Source organism: Aquitalea sp. ASV15 (assembly GCF_016429115.1).
In the GTDB taxonomy this organism is placed as follows: Bacteria; Pseudomonadota; Gammaproteobacteria; order Burkholderiales; family Chromobacteriaceae; genus Aquitalea; species Aquitalea magnusonii.
The window spans coordinates 25325-41566 of record NZ_JAELTZ010000037.1; the positions used below are offsets into that span (position 1 = coordinate 25325).

At 60.9% G+C, this 16242-nt stretch carries 16 protein-coding genes; 13 read left to right on the forward strand and 3 right to left on the reverse strand.

Annotated features, from left to right (window positions below):
- Positions 1 to 49: 49 nt before the first annotated feature.
- Entirely contained in the window at positions 50 to 1447 is a 1398-nt protein-coding gene (gene dnaA, locus JHD64_RS15375; protein ID WP_110313080.1) for a chromosomal replication initiator protein DnaA, read from the reverse strand.
- Positions 1448 to 1800: 353 nt separating this feature from the next.
- Between dnaA and rpmH the strand changes: the two genes are divergently transcribed.
- The 13 genes from rpmH to JHD64_RS15440 all read left to right on the forward strand — a co-directional run bounded on the left by rpmH (position 1801) and on the right by JHD64_RS15440 (position 14467).
- A complete protein-coding gene (rpmH, locus tag JHD64_RS15380; protein ID WP_011137953.1) occupies positions 1801 to 1935 on the forward strand; it encodes a 50S ribosomal protein L34 in 135 nt (44 codons plus the stop codon).
- Between the two features lie 8 nt (positions 1936 to 1943).
- Positions 1944 to 2306 (forward strand): ribonuclease P protein component, encoded by a 363-nt coding sequence (rnpA, locus tag JHD64_RS15385; protein WP_082693426.1) that lies wholly within the window; start codon positions 1944 to 1946, stop codon positions 2304 to 2306.
- A complete protein-coding gene (gene yidD / locus JHD64_RS15390) occupies positions 2282 to 2491 on the forward strand; it encodes a membrane protein insertion efficiency factor YidD (RefSeq protein ID WP_045848138.1) in 210 nt (69 codons plus the stop codon). The genes rnpA and yidD overlap by 25 nt, the downstream gene beginning before the upstream one ends.
- Positions 2492 to 2510: 19 nt before the next feature.
- On the forward strand, positions 2511 to 4160 hold the full coding sequence (gene yidC, locus JHD64_RS15395) for a membrane protein insertase YidC (protein WP_199053952.1): 1650 nt from the start codon (positions 2511 to 2513) through the stop codon (positions 4158 to 4160).
- A gap of 150 nt (positions 4161 to 4310) precedes the next feature.
- Positions 4311 to 5663, forward strand: coding sequence for a tRNA uridine-5-carboxymethylaminomethyl(34) synthesis GTPase MnmE (mnmE, locus tag JHD64_RS15400; RefSeq protein ID WP_199053954.1), 1353 nt, complete (start codon positions 4311 to 4313; stop codon positions 5661 to 5663).
- A gap of 266 nt (positions 5664 to 5929) precedes the next feature.
- The gene (locus JHD64_RS15405; protein ID WP_199053963.1) at positions 5930 to 7531 is read left to right on the forward strand and encodes a methyl-accepting chemotaxis protein; all 1602 of its coding nucleotides are present in this window, start codon (positions 5930 to 5932) and stop codon (positions 7529 to 7531) included.
- Between the two features lie 119 nt (positions 7532 to 7650).
- A complete protein-coding gene (locus tag JHD64_RS15410) occupies positions 7651 to 8766 on the forward strand; it encodes a sterol desaturase family protein (protein ID WP_199053965.1) in 1116 nt (371 codons plus the stop codon).
- Positions 8767 to 8955: 189 nt separating this feature from the next.
- A complete protein-coding gene (locus tag JHD64_RS15415; protein ID WP_199053967.1) occupies positions 8956 to 9741 on the forward strand; it encodes an ABC transporter substrate-binding protein in 786 nt (261 codons plus the stop codon).
- Between the two features lie 585 nt (positions 9742 to 10326).
- On the forward strand, positions 10327 to 11448 hold the full coding sequence (locus JHD64_RS15420) for a Re/Si-specific NAD(P)(+) transhydrogenase subunit alpha (RefSeq protein ID WP_199053975.1): 1122 nt from the start codon (positions 10327 to 10329) through the stop codon (positions 11446 to 11448).
- A gap of 11 nt (positions 11449 to 11459) precedes the next feature.
- Complete coding sequence (locus tag JHD64_RS15425) at positions 11460 to 11756, forward strand: proton-translocating transhydrogenase family protein (protein ID WP_045848133.1); 297 nt, start codon at positions 11460 to 11462, stop codon at positions 11754 to 11756.
- A gap of 9 nt (positions 11757 to 11765) precedes the next feature.
- Positions 11766 to 13139 carry an NAD(P)(+) transhydrogenase (Re/Si-specific) subunit beta gene (locus JHD64_RS15430; protein WP_199053977.1) on the forward strand — a complete coding sequence of 458 codons (1374 nt, stop codon included), beginning with the start codon at positions 11766 to 11768 and terminating at the stop codon, positions 13137 to 13139.
- 180 nt (positions 13140 to 13319) lie between these two features.
- Positions 13320 to 14000, forward strand: a complete 681-nt coding sequence (locus JHD64_RS15435; RefSeq protein ID WP_199053979.1) for an META and DUF4377 domain-containing protein — start codon at positions 13320 to 13322, stop codon at positions 13998 to 14000.
- A gap of 29 nt (positions 14001 to 14029) precedes the next feature.
- Complete coding sequence (locus JHD64_RS15440) at positions 14030 to 14467, forward strand: META domain-containing protein (RefSeq protein ID WP_199053981.1); 438 nt, start codon at positions 14030 to 14032, stop codon at positions 14465 to 14467.
- Between the two features lie 66 nt (positions 14468 to 14533).
- Here the strand turns inward: JHD64_RS15440 and JHD64_RS15445 are convergent, their stop codons facing one another.
- Together JHD64_RS15445 and JHD64_RS15450 are read right to left on the reverse strand one after the other, a co-directional pair.
- Positions 14534 to 15742 (reverse strand): heme biosynthesis protein HemY, encoded by a 1209-nt coding sequence (locus JHD64_RS15445; protein ID WP_199053983.1) that lies wholly within the window; start codon positions 15740 to 15742, stop codon positions 14534 to 14536.
- 3 nt (positions 15743 to 15745) lie between these two features.
- A partial coding sequence (locus JHD64_RS15450) for a uroporphyrinogen-III C-methyltransferase (RefSeq protein WP_199053990.1) occupies positions 15746 to 16242 on the reverse strand: 497 nt, incomplete at its 5' end.

The following is a 16242-nucleotide window of genomic DNA, read 5'->3' on the forward strand; positions in this document are numbered from 1 at the left end:
TCGGGCTCCCGAATGTGTCCAGAGTCAGTTATCGGTTGGTTCAACATCATCAGTTACGCAGCATGGATAGCAGCGTATCGTAATCGTGTGCCATATCGGCGTCATTACCGCGCATTTCGGCAATGGTCTTGCAGGCATGCAGCACGGTGGTGTGGTCGCGCCCGCCAAAGGCATCGCCGATATTGGGCAGGGAAAGCTGGGTCAGCTCCTTGGCCAGGGCCATGGCTACCTGGCGCGGCCGGGCAATGTCGCGGCTGCGCTTTTTGCTGTGCATGTCGGACAGCTTGATCTTGTAGTACTCGGCTACGGTTTTCTGGATGGCGTCCACGGTGACCTGGCGGTTGCCGGCGGCCAGGATGTCTTTCAGCGCTTCTTTCACCAGGTCCAGTGAGATGTTCTGGTTGGTAAAGCGGGCATAGGCCACCACGCGCTTGAGCGCGCCTTCCAGTTCGCGCACGTTGGAGCGTACGTTCTGGGCGATGAAGAACGCGACGGGGTGGTCCAGCTTGATGCTGTCGGCCTCGGCCTTTTTCATCAGAATGGCCACGCGCATTTCCAGCTCCGGCGGCTGGATTTCCACGGTCAGGCCCCAGGAGAAGCGCGAGATCAGCCGCTCTTCCATGCCTTCTATCTGTTTGGGGTAGGTGTCGCAGGTCATGATGACTTGCTTGCCGCCCTCGATCAGCGCGTTAAAGGCGTAGAAGAATTCTTCCTGGGTGCGGTTTTTGCCGGCAAAAAACTGGATGTCGTCGATCAGCAGCAAATCCAGCGAGTGGTAGTAGCGCTTGAATTCGTCAAAGGCCTTGTGCTGGTAGGCGCGCATGATGTCGGCCACATAGCGCTCGGCGTGGATGTAGCGGATCTTGGCTTGCGGGTTCTTCTGGAATACGTGGTTGCCAATGGCCTGAATCAAGTGGGTCTTACCCAGGCCCACGCCGCCATACACAAACAGCGGGTTGTAGGCCTGGTCGCCCGGATTCTCGGCAATCTGCATGGCGGCGGCGCGCGCCAGCTGGTTGCCCTTGCCGGTTACCAGGGTGTCGAAGGTAAACGAGGGGTTGAGCCGGGTGCTTTCGTGGCTGCCGCCAATGGCTTTTACCGCGGCCTGCTTGGCCTGGCTGGGAAGGCTGCTGGCAGCAGGGGCCGGCGCGGGTTTGCGCGCGCCATTGCCCACGGCGGCCGGTACGGCCAGCGGCTTGCTGCTGGGGGCGCCCAGGCGCAGCTCGACCGGGGCTTCGCCCACCAGCTCGACTGCCAGTTCTTCAATGCGGCCGAGGAAACGGTCCTTGATGAACTGCATGATGAAGCGGTTCGGTGCAAACAGCGCAATGCCTTCATCGTTGGCTTCGGCCGCCAGCGGCTTGATCCAGGTGTTGAACTGCTGTGAAGACAGTTCGGCCTCGAGGCGAGCGAGGCAGGCAGGCCAGAATTGATCCAGTTCGGTCATTAAGTACACACAAGTAAAAGCAAAAACCCGCCGTGACGATGATGAGGTTCGGCGGGATGGGCCATGGTTTGCCGCCCGGTGGGTTGGCCGGCGCTGCGCGCCTGGCATGGGCGTAACCCTGGCATGTGTTCATGCATGGCAGTGGCTTGCACCCTCCTCCTGTCGCGTGGTTCACCCTGGGCGGGTGGTCTCGTTTAATAATTACGCAGGGGGTGGGGTGCGTTAAGTTTCGACATTCTAACGGTTTTCAGCAAAGTTATCCACAGGTGCGCTAAAAATTTGCCATTGACAAGCGGCGGTTTTTCTTGTGAAATCACGCGTTTATTTCCGTTTCGAAACAGGAATTCTTTATCATGAAGCGTACTTACCAGCCTTCCACTACCCGTCGCAAGCGCACTCACGGCTTCCTCGTTCGCATGAAGACCCGCGGTGGCCGCGCCGTTATCGCCGCCCGTCGCGCCAAGGGTCGCAAGCGCCTGGCCGTATAAGTTCAGCAATGACTTATCGCTTTCGCCGTGTGCACCGGCTATTAAAAACGGATGAATTTTCATCCGTTTTTAGTTTGCGGCAAGCGCGCAGCACGGCCTTGTTTCAGGTGTACGCCCGCCCCAACGAACTGGGCCATGCCCGCGTCGGCCTTGTTGTCGGCAAAAAGGTTCACAAGCGGGCGGTACGCCGAAACTACATCAAGCGTACGGTACGCGAGTGGTTTCGCCTGAATCAGGCAAGTTTGCCGGCGCAGGACTACATTGTCCGGGCCAAACAGGCTTTTTCACGCGCTGACAGAGCAGAAGCTGTCATCGCCTTGTCTACACTCTTTGCTAAACTGGCACGATGTCGCGCCTCCTCATCCTCCTGATCCGCTTTTACCAACTGGCCATCAGCCCCTGGCTGGCACCGCGGTGCCGCTATGTGCCGACCTGTTCCAGTTACGCGATCGAGGCGGTGAGAAAGCATGGCGCCTGCAAGGGCGGCTTTCTGGCGATGAAACGCATCGGGCGCTGTCACCCCTGGGGTGGCAGTGGTTATGACCCGGTTCCCTGAACTTTCCGGTATCGTAGAGATGGATTCCAAGCGACTCATAATCTTCATCGTCCTGTCCATGGGCATCCTCCTGCTGTGGCAGGAGTACTTTGCGCCCAAGCCTGCCCCGCAGCAGGTGGCCCAGACCCAAACGGCTTCGCAGCCGGACGCACCGGCCAGCCATACCGCCAGCGCCCAGCCTGCTGATGCAGCCAAGCTTACCGCCGGTCAGCGCATTCGCGTCAGCACCGATGTGATCAAGGCCGAAATCGATACCGTAGGCGGCGACCTGCGTCAGCTCGACCTGCTGAAACACGATTCCGCCACCGATGCCAAAAAGCCCTTCGAGCTGCTCACCGACAAGAATGGTCGCGTGTATGTGGCGCAGACCGGCCTGGTGGCAGCCAGCAATCCGGCCCTGCCCACCCACAAGACGGTCTACACTGCCGAGCAGTCCAGCTACACCCTGAACGGCGACAGCCTGCAGGTGAAGCTGACCGCCCCGGCCGCCAATGGCGTGCAGGTGGTGAAAACCTATACCTTCAAGAAGGGCAGCTACGATATCGGTGTTCGCTTCGATATCCACAACGGTGGCAGCACCCCGCTGGCCCCGACCGCCTATTACCGTCTGCTGCGTGACGGCCAGGCACCGGAAGGCGAAGGCCGCTTTGCCCACACCTTTACCGGCCCGGCGGTGTATACCTCCGACAACAAGTTCCAGAAGGTTTCCTTCGACGATCTGGCCAAGGGCAAGGGCGACTACGCCAAGAACGCCACCGACGGCTGGGTGGGCATGCTGCAGCATTACTTCATGACCGCCTGGGTACTGAAGCCGCTGGATGCTGCCAGCGTGTGCAAGGATGACAAGTCCTGCCACTTCGAGCTGAAGGACAGCAACGGCCTGTACTCCGCTGCCGCTACCGTCGACCTGAAAACCATCAATCCGGGCCAGACCGCCTCCATCACCGTGCCGCTGTATGCCGGCCCGGAAGACTACAGCGTACTGACCAAGGTGGCCGACGGCCTGGAATACTCCAAGGACTACGGCTGGGTACACATCTTTGCCTCCCCGCTGTTCTGGTTGCTGACCAAGCTGCACGGTCTGGTGCAGAACTGGGGCTGGGCCATCGTGCTGCTGACCCTCACCGTCAAGGCCATCTTCTATCCGCTGACGGCTGCATCCTACCGCTCCATGGCCAAGATGAAGGCCCTGGCACCGCGCCTGGAACGCATGAAGGAACAATACGGCGACGACCGCATGAAGTTCCAGCAAGCCGTGATGGAAATGTACAAGAGCGAGAAGGTGAATCCGCTGGGTGGCTGTCTGCCCATGCTGATCCAGATTCCGGTGTTCATCGGCCTGTACTGGGCGCTGCTGGCCTCGGTCGAGCTGCGTCAGGCACCGTGGATCCTGTGGTACACCGACCTGGCCCGCCCGGACCCGTACTATGTATTGCCGGTGATCATGGCAGCCACCATGTTCCTGCAAACCTTCCTGAACCCGCCGCCGACTGACCCGATGCAGGCCAAGATGATGAAGATCATGCCGGTTGCCTTCTCGGCCATGTTCTTCTTCTTCCCGGCTGGTCTGGTGCTGTACTACGCCGTCAACAACATCCTGTCGATTGCCCAGCAGTGGTATATCAACAAGAGCATTGAAAAAAGCAAGAAAGTCGCCCTGCAGTCCTGATAGGGACGGTAGTGACTGACAAAGCCCGGCCAGACAAAGGCCGGGCTTTCTTTCTGATACAGTAAAAAACAGCGCACGCTGACCCAAGCCGCTGTCGCCATCCATGTGGCGGCGGCTTTGGTCAGCCTGTTTGCAGCAAGGAAAGTCCGCATGCCTACCCTTTACGCTCCCGTCACCATCTGTGCCATTGCTACTGCGCCCGGTCGTGGCGGCGTGGGTGTCATACGTGTATCCGGCCGTGATCTGCTGCCCTTTGCCGCTGCGCTGACCGGCGGCAAACAGCCCAAGCCGCGCTACGCTACCTATACCGATTTCTACGCGGCAGATGGCCAGGCCATCGACAACGGCCTGCTGCTGTACTTCCCCGGGCCCAACAGTTTTACCGGCGAAGACGTGCTGGAGCTGCAAGGTCACGGCGGGCCGGTGGTGCTCAATATGCTGCTGACCCGTTGCCTGCAGTTGGGCGCACGCTTGGCCGAGCCGGGCGAGTTTTCCAAGCGCGCCTTCCTCAATGACAAGATGGACCTGGCCCAGGCCGAGAGCGTGGCCGACCTGATTGATGCTTCCAGCGAAACCGCCGCCCGCAGTGCGCTCAAATCGCTGAAAGGCGCCTTTTCCAATGAAATCCATGTGCTGGTGGATGAGCTGATCACCCTGCGCATGCTGGTGGAAGCCACGCTGGATTTTCCGGAAGAAGAAATCGACTTTCTCAAGCAGGCCGATGCGCTGGGCAAGCTGCAAACCCTGCGCCAGCGCCTGCAACAGGTGCAGGCCACCGCACGGCAAGGTGCCATCCTGCGTGAAGGCATGCATGTGGTGCTGGTGGGGCAGCCCAATGTCGGCAAATCCAGCCTGATGAATGCGCTGGCCGGCGATGATATCGCCATCGTCACCGATATCGCCGGCACCACCCGCGACACCGTGCGCGAAGAAATCGTCATCGACGGCGTGCCGGTGCATATCATCGATACCGCCGGCCTGCGCGATACCGACGACGTGGTGGAGAAAATCGGCATCGAACGCACCTGGCAGGCGGTGGAGCGCGCTGATGTGGCGCTGGTGCTGGTGGACAGCCGCGACGGCGTCACCGCCGAGGTGGAAGCCATTCTGGAGCGCATTCCGCCGCAACTGCCGCGCTTGTTCATCTACAACAAGGCCGACCTCAGCGGCGACGCCATCGGCCTGTCCGAACAGGATGGCCGCAGCGTGTTGCACCTGTCCGCCCGCACCCATGCCGGGGTGGATTTGCTGAAGGCGCGGCTGCTGGAACTGATTGGCTACAGCGGTGCCAGCGAAGGCGTGTTCCTGGCACGCGAGCGCCATCTGGACGCCATCCGCCGCGCGGCCGAACATATGGAACTGGCGCATACTGACTGGGAAATGGTGGAGATCTTCGCCGAAGAGCTGCGATTGGCACAGAACGCGCTATCGGAAATCACCGGTCAGTTCACCCCGGACGATTTGCTGGGGGTGATCTTCAGCCGTTTTTGCATTGGCAAGTAATCCTCAGCCTGCTCTTGGCGCATGACCCGGCCCCGCTTCTGCGGGGCTTTGGTTTTGATGGGCTTGCCTGGCCTGTTGCCCAGGCTGGGGCCGGGCGGGTGTCGGCTATCTGGCTTGACGATGGCTGTGGGCAGGCGTGCTGTAATCAAAAAATCGTTGTTTGCAATCAATCTAAATGACAGGGGAATGGCTATAGTGGTAGCTCCGTCCTACCCCTATGAGGCATTGTAATGGCTGCCAGTCCTGCTCTTGGCATGAAAACAAAAATGATGGGCCTGACCCTGGTCATGCTGCTTGGCCTGGCCTTGTTTGGTGGCTGGTCGGTATGGCAGATACGGCAGGAAATCCTGCTGCAAAAGCGTCTGGCACTCCAGGCGCTGGTGGAGTCGGCCAGTCATGTCATCCAGCAGCAATACCAGCAAGCGCAAGAGGGCAAGATCAGCACGGCCGAGGCGCAAAAACGCGCCAGGGATATCCTGCGCAGCAGCCACTACAATGGCGGCGCTGATTACTTCTTTATCTATGACTTCAACGGCGTCAACATCATGCACGGAGGCAAGCGCAGCCGGGAAGGCAAGGCCTTTCTGGACGCCGCCGATCCGACAGGCAAGCACTACATCAGCGACTGGATTACCCAGCTGCGCCTGCATGGCAGCGCAGAAATGGATTACCTGTTTCCCAAGCCTGGCACTACCGTGCCCTTGCCCAAGATTTCCTATGCCAAATCCTTTGAACCCTGGGGCTGGTGGCTGGGCACCGGTGTCTATATCGAAGATGTGAATGCCGAGTTCACCAGTGCGGCGACCCGCTCCTTTATCTTCCTGATTGCGCTGGTGCTGGTGCTGTGGTGGCTGAGCTGGATGATCGGCCGTAATGTGATTGCGGCCATTGGTGGCGAGCCCGGGCAGGCGGCGCAGCAGGTGGCCAGGTTGTCGCATGGTGATCTGACGCAGCAGTTTGCCGTGTCAGGCCGGCAGGACAGTTTGCTGGCCTCGCTGTCCCAACTGCAGCAGCGGCTGCGTGCCATCGTGGCTACCTTGCATGGCACGACGGCCCAGCTGCACCAGCAATCCAGTAATCTGAGTCATTCCTCGCAGGCAATCGAGTCTGCGGCCAGTTCTGAAATGAAGTCCAGTGCAGAAACGGCACAGCTGGTGACGCGCTTGCTGAACCGTATTCATGATGTGTCGGCCATTGCCCAGCGTAGCTATACCAATTCGGAACAGACCCTGCAGCAGACGCAGCGTGGCCAGGCGGTGGTGGAGCAAGTGAACGCGGAAATCGCCGATGTCAGCAGCGCGGTACAGGAATCAACCCATCGTATCGGCATGCTGCAAAGCCGTTCGCAGGAGATTGGCAATATTACCCAGGTAATCGCCGAAATTGCCGCACAAATCAATCTGCTGGCCCTGAATGCCGCCATTGAGGCTGCTCGTGCCGGCGAGAGCGGGCGTGGTTTTGCGGTAGTGGCCGACGAAGTGCGCAAGCTGGCTGAGCGCACCAGTGTGGCAACCGGTGAGATCGCGCACATGATTGATGCCATCCAGCAGGAAACCCGCTTTGCCGTTGATGCCATGACCAATGCTTCGCCACGGGTTGCCAGCGCGCACAGCCTGGCGCGCGATGCAGCCCTGTCGCTGACCGAAATCCGCCAGGTGGCGGAGGATTCTTTCCACAATGCGCAATTGGTTGCCAATGCCAATCAGGAGCAGGAAAGTACCGTGGCGGATATTTCACAGCAGATGAAGCGCATTGTCAGCATGATTGAAGAAACTGGAAGCATTTCAGCCAATAATGCCCAGGCCGCCCAGCAGCTGTTGTCGCTATCGGTGCAACTGCAAGCGCAAGTCGAGTTTTTCCGAACCTGATGATCTGGCCGTATCTGCATCGCGCTACAAAAAACCAACAATAGCGGAGCCTGCTTTGCTGTACAGTTTGGTACAGGCACCCAACGTGCCGTTTTGCCATGCCTTGCGGATCAAGTCTGATGGAACAAATCACCGTATATGCCTTCCCGGTTTTCCTGCTGTTGATGCTGCTGGAGCTGGGTTATGGCCTGGCCATCGGCCGCAACACCTATCGTCTGAGTGACGCGCTGGCCAGCCTGAGCCAGGGCCTGCTCAGCCAATTGGTGGCCAGCGTCAGCACCTTGTTCCAGATCGGCCTGTATGGGCTGACCTGGCGGCATCTGGCACTGTTTCCCCGCGCCGCGCTGTGGCATAGCGCCTGGGGTTGGCTGCTGGCCATCGTGATGTTCGATTTTTGCGATTACTGGCTGCACCGCGTGGGGCATGAGAGTGCGGTGTTCTGGGCGGCGCATGCCGTGCATCATCAGAGCCAGGATTTCAATCTGTCCACCGCACTGCGCCAGGAAAGCACGGTGGCCTTTCTCGGCTGGCCCTTCTATTTGCCCATGGCGCTGGCCGGTGTCGCGCCGGAGCAGTTCGCACTGGCCGGGCTGATTGTGCTGCTGTATCAGTTCTGGATTCATACCGAGCACATCGGCAAGCTGGGCTGGTTCGACCGGGTGTTTTCCTCGCCCTCCAACCACCGGGTGCATCATGCGGTGAATGATCAGTACCTGGACAAGAATTACGGCGGCATGTTGATTATCTGGGACCGCCTGTTCGGCACCTTTGCCGAAGAAGTGGAAGCGCCGGTGTACGGCACCCGCACGCCGCTCAACAGCTGGAACCCGCTGTGGGCGGTGGCTTCCGGCTATGTGCCGCTGTGGCAGCTGGCCCGGCGGGCTCCACGCTGGCAGGACAAATTCAAGGTGTGGTTCAAGGCTCCGGGCTGGCTGCCGGCCGGCGTGGTGGACCACGGCCCGGCTTTTGATTTGCAGCGCGCCCGCCAGCGCTATGATCTGCCGCTCACCCGCAGCAGCACGGCGCTGGCCCTGTTGCAGTTTGCCCTGCTGACGGCCGCTGGTGCCGCCTATCTGTGGCAGGTGGATGGCCTGGATACGCTGCATCTGTGGGCGTTCGCCTTGCTGCTGGTGGCCGGCCTGACCGGCTTGGGCGGCCTGCTGCAACGGCGGCTGGCGGCGGCGGGGCTGTTGCTGCTGGATGCCCTGCTGATGCTGGCCGCCTGGCTATTGTAAGAGCCTGTCTGACGCAGCGAGAACGGCGAATAGCCGCGCAGACAAGCAAGAATGCGGCGTTTACCGTGAGTCAATCAGCGTTATTCCGGCGCTTGAGATGCGGCATCACTGCCGCCCAGTAGGCGCAGGCACGGCATCTTGCGGGCGCGCCGACAAAAAACCTGCACCGTGCCGGGGTTTGGCGCTAGCATGAGCAAAAATCATTTTGCGGATGCCATATTGCCTTTCCTGCGCGGCTTGTTGCCCATCATCCTGTCACTGTGCTTATGCCCGGCTTGGGCGGCCAGTCCGCCACTGGTATTGGCATTCAATACCTTCAGCCCCTGGAAAACGCTGGATGCACAGGGCCAGCCGTCTGGCCCTTATGTGGAAATCGTCAAATTGCTGGCCGCCCGGCTGGATGCCCCCGTACATTATCTCTCCTGCCCCCTGCAGCGTTGTCTGCAAGCCATGCGCCAAGGCCAGGCCGATCTGGTGATTGGCGTGCGCAATAGCGATGAGCGCGATGCATACATCGACTTTCTTGATCCCCCCTATGCGGCAGCCACGCCGCTGGCGATTTACCTGCGGCGCACGGATACGCGGCAGGTGCGCCGCTATGCCGATCTCTACGCATTACGCATCGGAGTGGTGGAGGGCATGCGCTATCAGCCTGCCTTTGATCAAGACAAACAGCTGGAGCGTGATTTCGCACCAAACAGCCTGTCCAATTTTCGCAAACTGCTGGCCGGGCGCGTGGATGCGCTAGTCATCAACCGCCGGAATGGCATGGAGCTGCTGCACAGCCAGGGCTGGGAAGCCCTGGTGCGCGAGCAGCCACTGCAATTGCCGGGGCTGGAAGAGCGCCGGCTCGGCTTGTCGCGCCGCTCGCCCTGGTATGCCCGGCGCGACCGGCTGACGGTGGTGCTGCGTGGCATGCTGCGCGATGGCAGCATTGCCCGTTTGCTGGCGGCAAGCGGTGCTGCGCCAAAATGAGCGCCGGTGAGGCTGCCGCAGCTGCTCTGCTGCTGCTGATGCCGCGCACTGGGGCTGACCGTCCTCTTTGCCAGTGCCGGCAAGCGGCTTTGCATTATGGTGCACTGCACGATAAAAGCCTTTCCGCCCAAGGTTTTCACCCCGGCCGGCCGGCCATTCATTTTGATTTACAGTACCTTAGTGTTAATGGTTAACCCTGCTTTACAAGCTGGCGGACGAACCGTTAGTGTCAGGCAACGAGGTGCTTTTTCATACTTGGCACTGTTCTTGCCACCCTGGATGGCCGTTGATCTTCCCTGCGCCAGTGGTGCCGCACCGGCTGATGCACAGAACAGGCAATGCCGATTCCCTGCCCGCACCCGACTTCCGCGCTGCGAGACCCCGGCCCGGATAACCCTGCCGTATTGACCAGATCGTCAGACGGTATATGGTTGGTGATTGTCGCAATTTTGTAAAAGTATTGCGCAAAATCAACATTCATGGTTTTAATATAATTCAAACGCTCGTTCGAAAATGGCCTCGCACGGGCGTTCGCTATCTTTATTTTTTGTTTTTTGTCATTTCACTTTGCAGGAGATTCACACCATGCAGATCGCTATTCCGGCCGAAAGGCTGGCTGGTGAAAAACGCGTGGCCGCGACACCGGAAACGGTGAAAAAGCTGATCGCCATGGGTCATTCCGTGGTGGTGGAGCAGGGGGCCGGGCAGTTTGCCGCCGCTCCCGACGCGGCCTATGCCGAACTGGGAGCCAGCATTGCGGCCAATCGGGCCGAGGCGCTGGCGCAGGCCGACATCGTGCTGACCGTGCGTCCGCTGGACGAAGCCGGTATTGCCGAGCTGAAAACCGGCGCGGTGCTGATCGGCCAGCTGGCCCCGTATCAGAACAGCAGCTTCCCGGCGCTGGCGGCCAAGAAGGTTTCCGCCTTTGCCCTGGAACTGCTGCCGCGTACCACCCGCGCACAGAGCATGGACGTGCTGTCCAGCCAGAACAATATTGCCGGGTACAAGGCGGTGTTGCTGGCCACCCATTACTATCCGCGCTTCATGCCCATGCTGATGACGGCGGCCGGCACGGTAAAGCCGGCCAAGGTGCTGATCATGGGTGTGGGCGTGGCTGGTTTGCAGGCCATTGCCACCGCCAAGCGGCTGGGGGCGGTGGTGGAAGCCACCGACGTGCGTCCGTCGACCAAGGAGCAGGTGGAATCACTGGGCGGCAAGTTCATCGAAGTGCCGATGACCGATGAAGAAAAGGCTGCCAGCGACGGCGTGTACGCCAAGGAAATGTCGGACGACTACAAGCGTCGCCAGGCCGAGCTGGTGAGCAAGCACGCGCGTGCCGCCGACATCATCATCACCACCGCGCTGATTCCGGGCAAAAAGGCGCCGACGCTGATCAGCGCCGACATCGTGGCCGCGATGAAGCCAGGCTCGGTGATCATCGACATCGCCGCCGAAGCCGGTGGCAACTGTGCATTGACCCAGCCGGGCGAAGTGGTGGTGACCGACAACCACGTCACTGTGGTGGGCCAGTTCAACCTGCCGGGCCAGCTGGCGGCGGATGCCTCCAGCCTGTATGCCAAGAACCTGCTCACCTTCCTGTCGCTGATGCTGACGAAGGAAGGCTTCACCCTCAATCTGGAAGACGACCTGCTGGCGGCCACCCTGGTGACCCACGACGGCCAGGTACGTTTCCCGGCGGCCAACTAAGGAGAACAGAGATGGTCGATCCCTTTATCGCCAGCCTTACCGTCTTCGTGCTGGCCGTGTTTGTCGGCTACCACGTGGTGTGGAACGTCACCCCGGCGCTGCATACCCCGCTGATGGCGGTGACCAATGCCATTTCCGGCATCATCATCGTCGGCGCCATGCTGCAGGTGGTGGACATCAACGGTTCCGAAATCACCCTCACCTCGGTGCTGGGTACCATCGGCATCTTCCTGGCCAGTATCAACATCTTCGGCGGCTTCATGGTCACCCAGCGCATGCTGGACATGTTCAAGAAGAAGAAAAAGTAAGGAAGAACCATGGCTAATATATCTGCAGTACTTTATCTGGTGGCGGCCGTGCTGTTCATCCTGGCGCTCAAGGGCTTGTCCAGCCCGGTAACGGCGCTGCGCGGCAACAAGTTCGGCATCATCGGCATGGTCATCGCCGTGCTCACCACCTTCATGATCATGGACAAGCCGGTGCTGGGGCTGATTGCCGGCGCCATCGTGGCCGGTGCCGTGATCGGTGGCTGGAAGGCCAAGACGGTGGAAATGACCGGCATGCCGGAACTGGTGGCCGCCATGCACTCGCTGGTGGGCCTGTCCGCGGTGCTGATTGCCGTGGCTGCCATTTTCCATACCGGTGTGGAACACACCCCGGTGCAGAAGGTGGAACTGTTCATCGGTGCGTTTATTGGTGCCATCACCTTTACCGCCTCGGTGATTGCCTACGGCAAGCTGTCCGGTCGCTTTGGTTCCAAGGCGGTCAGCTTCAATGGCCAGCATCTGCTGAACCTGGTGCTGGCGCTGGCCATGCTGGGTTTCGGCATTGCCTACTTCCTGACCGACAGCCACGCCGCCTTCCTGGCGATGGTGGCCATTGCCCTGGTGCTGGGCGTGACGCTGATCATCCCGATTGGCGGTGCCGACATGCCGGTGGTGGTGTCCATGCTCAACTCCTACTCCGGCTGGGCGGCAGCGGGTATCGGCTTTACGCTGAACAACCCGGTGCTGATCATTGCCGGTGCCTGCGTGGGTTCGTCCGGTGCCATCCTGTCCTACATCATGTGCAAGGCGATGAACCGTTCCATCGTATCCGTGCTGCTGGGTGGCTTTGGTGCCGAAGCGGCGGCTGGCGGTGCGGCGGGTGACAGCGGCCCGAAGAACTACAAGTCCGGTTCGGCCGAAGACGCAGCCTTCCTGATGAGCAATGCCGACAGCGTGGTGATCGTGCCGGGTTATGGCCTGGCGGTATCGCGCGCCCAGCATGCCTTGCAGGAGTTTGCCGAACTGCTGCATGAAAAGGGCGTCACCGTGCGCTATGCCATTCACCCGGTGGCAGGCCGTATGCCGGGCCACATGAACGTGTTGCTGGCCGAAGCCGAAGTGCCCTACGAACAGGTGCTGGAGATGGAGGAGATCAACTCCGACTTCAACAATACCGACGTGGTGCTGGTGATTGGTGCCAACGACGTGGTCAACCCGGCGGCGCAGAAGGACAAGTCCAGTCCCATCTATGGCATGCCGATTCTGGAAGCGCACAAGGCACGCACCGTCATCGTGGTGAAGCGTTCGATGAGCGTGGGCTATGCCGGCCTCGACAACGAGCTGTTCTACATGGACAAGACCATGATGGTGTTTGGCGATGCCAAGAAAGTGGTGGAAGACCTGGTGAAGGGCGTGGTGCACTAAGCCTCTGCCGGTTTTCACAACAAAAACCCTGTCGCGCCGGCAGGGTTTTTTCTTGCCTGCCGTCCACACTTGGCGGCGAGCGCGGCCATCCTTAGGATGGGTTGACAGTAGCAGCTGCATGGAACTCATGGCCGGTTGCGGCCTCTTAAATATTAGCGTTGATTAATTTTGGAGATGAATATGCACTGGAAAACCACTGCCGTGATGGCCGCCCTGTTGTCTGCTCCTGTGCTGGCCCAGCCCAATCTGATTGGCACTGACTGGCAACTGGCCTCACCCAAGGTAGCCGAACCGCTGCCCACACTGTCGTTTCAGGCCAAGGGCATCAGCGGCTTTGCCGGGTGTAACCGCTTTACCGGCCACACCAATGCCGAGGGCAAGCTGGTGGTCGCCACCACGCGCATGATGTGCCCGCCCGCCATGATGCAGACTGAACAGGCGTATATCGGATTCCTGTCGCAACCCTTCCAGATCAAGACCGATGGCAAGGCACAGCAACTGGTGCTGACGGGCAGTGCAGGCGAATACCGCTTTGTGCGCAAGCCGGAGCAAGCGGCAGGCCACCCCGCTGCCGCCACGGCCCCGATGCAGCGGCCGCAGTATCTGTATGTCAGCAGCCAGCGTAAAAACTGCAGCGCGGGTGCCGGGCAGATGCAATGCCTGCAGGTGCGTAGCAGCGAAAACCAGCCCTGGCAGCTGTTCTACGGTGAGATCGAGGGTTTCACCCCGCAGCCCGATACCGCCTACTACCTGAAGCTGCGTTATGAAACCGTGCCGAACCCGCCGGCCGATGCCTCGGCCGTGCGCACCATTCTCGAGCGGGTGGTGTTCAGCGAAACCATCAGCCGCAGCGTACAATGAGCAGGGACTGCACCGTCAGGAGTCAGCGCATGAAACATTTCTGGATGCCGGTACTGGTCCTTGGCTGGCTAAGCGGCTGTGCCAGCACGCCCCCTGCCGTGCCCGCCGACAAGCCGCAGGGCTGGCAGGCGCCGCGTGATCTGGCCAGCCTGCAAGGCCGCTGGCAACAGGTGGACGCGGGCCAGCAGCAGCCCTATCGGCTGGAGTTTGCCGCTGGCCGCCTGCAGGCTTCCGCCGGCTGTAATGGTCTGGGCAGTGTGGTGAGCCTGGAAAACGGCCTGCTCAAGACCGGGGCGATGATGTCGACCCTGATGGCCTGCCCGCCAGCGCTGGAGCAGCGTGAGCGCAGCCTGAGCCAGCTGTTGTCGGCACAGCCCCGGCTGGTGGTGCAGGGCAATCGGCTGCAATTGCAGGCGGGTAGGGATAGGCTGGAGTTCCAGCGCGAGGCCAGTTCTGGCGGCAGCTGAGCGGCAGGGATGGCAAAGAAAAAGCCCGCGTTGTTAAACGCGGGCTTTTTGCTGGCTGACCGGGCTTCAGTCGCCTTTGGCCAGTGCCAGTTCCAGGCTGCGGTGGTAATGCTGCGCGGCCTGTTCTTCCTTGCCGGTGGCCTCGAACAGGCGGGCCAGTTCGGCATTGGCGCACAGGGTGGGGCTGATGGAGTTGCTGGCCTCCAGATAGCTTTGTGCCTTGCCCCACAGCTGCTGGTTCATGGCCAGTCGGCCCAGTGCCAGCAGCAGCATGTGATCGCGCGGACGGCTCTTGAGCCAGCCTTCGGCATCGCGCATCAGTTCCAGCCGCTTTTCCGGCGACAGGCGCTCGGCCAGCTGGCCCAGCTCGCGTGCCAGTTCCGGCGTGGCCTGTTCTTCGTCGGCCAGTGCCTCACCCAGCAGGGTGGCGGCATAGTCGAAGTCTTCCAGCGCAATCAGCCGGCTGACGATTTCGCTGACCAGCACCGGGTTGCGCCGTTCGGCGTCCGGGATGCGGCGCAGCCAGTCGCGTACTTCGCGGCCGCCGACAAAGCCGGTCAGCTGCTGGCTGTAGGCGGCCAGACGGTAGCGGCGGGCTTGTGCCGGCTCCAGCGCCTCGGCCTTGAGCAGTTTTTCGGTCAGGGCCAGTACCGCTTCCGGCTGGCGTTGCAGCAGGCGCACCTTCAGCTCCAGGCGCAGGGCATTGGTGAGATTGGGCGACAGCGCACGGGCGCGTTCGATGGCGGCCAGCGCACCCAGTGCGTCCTTGGCTTCCAGCTTCAGCTCGGCATCCAGCATGTGGCGTGCCAGCTGCAGGCGTTCCGGCAGGACATCCAGCTGTTGCAGATAGCTGTCGCGCTTGTCCAGATCGCCGGTGGCACCCGCGGAGCGTGCTGCCAGCAGCAGGGCAAGGGCGCGGTTTTCCGGCGCGTACTCGTCGGCCATGGCCTTGAGCGCTTCGCGTTCGGCTTTCTGGAAACGGCCTTCAAAAAAGGCGATACCGGCCTCACGCAGGGCGTGGCGGGCGGCTTTCAGCTTTTTCTGGCGCTGGAAACGGCGCACTTCGGTGGGCAGGCCGGCGGTGATGCTGATGATGCGCATCACCACATAAGCCAGCGCAATCAGTGCCACGATGCCCAGCAGCAGCAGGTTGAACGACACCTCCATGCGGTAGGGCGGCAAAAACAGGATGGCGTAGCCGGTATTCAGGGTGGAGGCCAGCCCCACCAGCACGGCCAGGGCAAACAGCCCGGTAATCCAGATGACAAATTTCACCGGTCAGTCTCCCTTGTTGCCCTGGGCATCACGTACCGCTTTCAGGCTTGCATTGAGGTCGGGCAGGGTTACCGACAGTGGCGCACCTTTCAGTTCCAGCAAGGTGGACAGCCACTGGCGCGTGGCTGGTGCGTCATTGTCGAAGTAGCGCAGCACATAGGACTGGGCGGCGCTGACATCGGCATCGAAGGTGGTGCCGTCACGCTGGATCAGCGCCAGGCGGGCATCCAGCAGGCGCATTTTCAGGTTTTCGCGCAGGAAGAAGGATTGCTCAGGCGACAGCAGCAGCGCTTCGGGCTTGTCCATGCGGCGGATGTGCACCAGCTCGCCCAGGCTCTGGCTGATATCGGCCACCAGGCGCTCCCAGAAGGGGGCGCTGGCCGGCAGCGTCTTGGCGGTACGTTTGTCTTGCAGGCGATGTGCATCCACCACCAGCGGCAGGCTGTCGCTGGACAGCATCAGCCGGTCCAGCTTGACGGTCAGGCCGACGGTGTCAAGAT

What these genes read in the sequence shown, in the direction of transcription:
- JHD64_RS15440 (WP_199053981.1), top strand. Translation starts at nt 14,030, where the DNA reads ATGAAACATTTCTGGATGCCGGTACTGGTCCTTGGCTGGCTAAGCGGC.
- JHD64_RS15425 (WP_045848133.1), top strand. Translation starts at nt 11,460, where the DNA reads ATGGTCGATCCCTTTATCGCCAGCCTTACCGTCTTCGTGCTGGCCGTG.
- yidD (WP_045848138.1), top strand. Translation starts at nt 2,282, where the DNA reads ATGTCGCGCCTCCTCATCCTCCTGATCCGCTTTTACCAACTGGCCATC.
- JHD64_RS15420 (WP_199053975.1), top strand. Translation starts at nt 10,327, where the DNA reads ATGCAGATCGCTATTCCGGCCGAAAGGCTGGCTGGTGAAAAACGCGTG.
- rpmH (WP_011137953.1), top strand. Translation starts at nt 1,801, where the DNA reads ATGAAGCGTACTTACCAGCCTTCCACTACCCGTCGCAAGCGCACTCAC.
- rnpA (WP_082693426.1), top strand. Translation starts at nt 1,944, where the DNA reads ATGACTTATCGCTTTCGCCGTGTGCACCGGCTATTAAAAACGGATGAA.
- JHD64_RS15410 (WP_199053965.1), top strand. Translation starts at nt 7,651, where the DNA reads ATGGAACAAATCACCGTATATGCCTTCCCGGTTTTCCTGCTGTTGATG.
- dnaA (WP_110313080.1), bottom strand. Translation starts at nt 1,447, where the DNA reads ATGACCGAACTGGATCAATTCTGGCCTGCCTGCCTCGCTCGCCTCGAG.
- yidC (WP_199053952.1), top strand. Translation starts at nt 2,511, where the DNA reads ATGGATTCCAAGCGACTCATAATCTTCATCGTCCTGTCCATGGGCATC.
- JHD64_RS15435 (WP_199053979.1), top strand. Translation starts at nt 13,320, where the DNA reads ATGCACTGGAAAACCACTGCCGTGATGGCCGCCCTGTTGTCTGCTCCT.
- JHD64_RS15430 (WP_199053977.1), top strand. Translation starts at nt 11,766, where the DNA reads ATGGCTAATATATCTGCAGTACTTTATCTGGTGGCGGCCGTGCTGTTC.
- JHD64_RS15415 (WP_199053967.1), top strand. Translation starts at nt 8,956, where the DNA reads ATGAGCAAAAATCATTTTGCGGATGCCATATTGCCTTTCCTGCGCGGC.
- mnmE (WP_199053954.1), top strand. Translation starts at nt 4,311, where the DNA reads ATGCCTACCCTTTACGCTCCCGTCACCATCTGTGCCATTGCTACTGCG.
- JHD64_RS15405 (WP_199053963.1), top strand. Translation starts at nt 5,930, where the DNA reads ATGATGGGCCTGACCCTGGTCATGCTGCTTGGCCTGGCCTTGTTTGGT.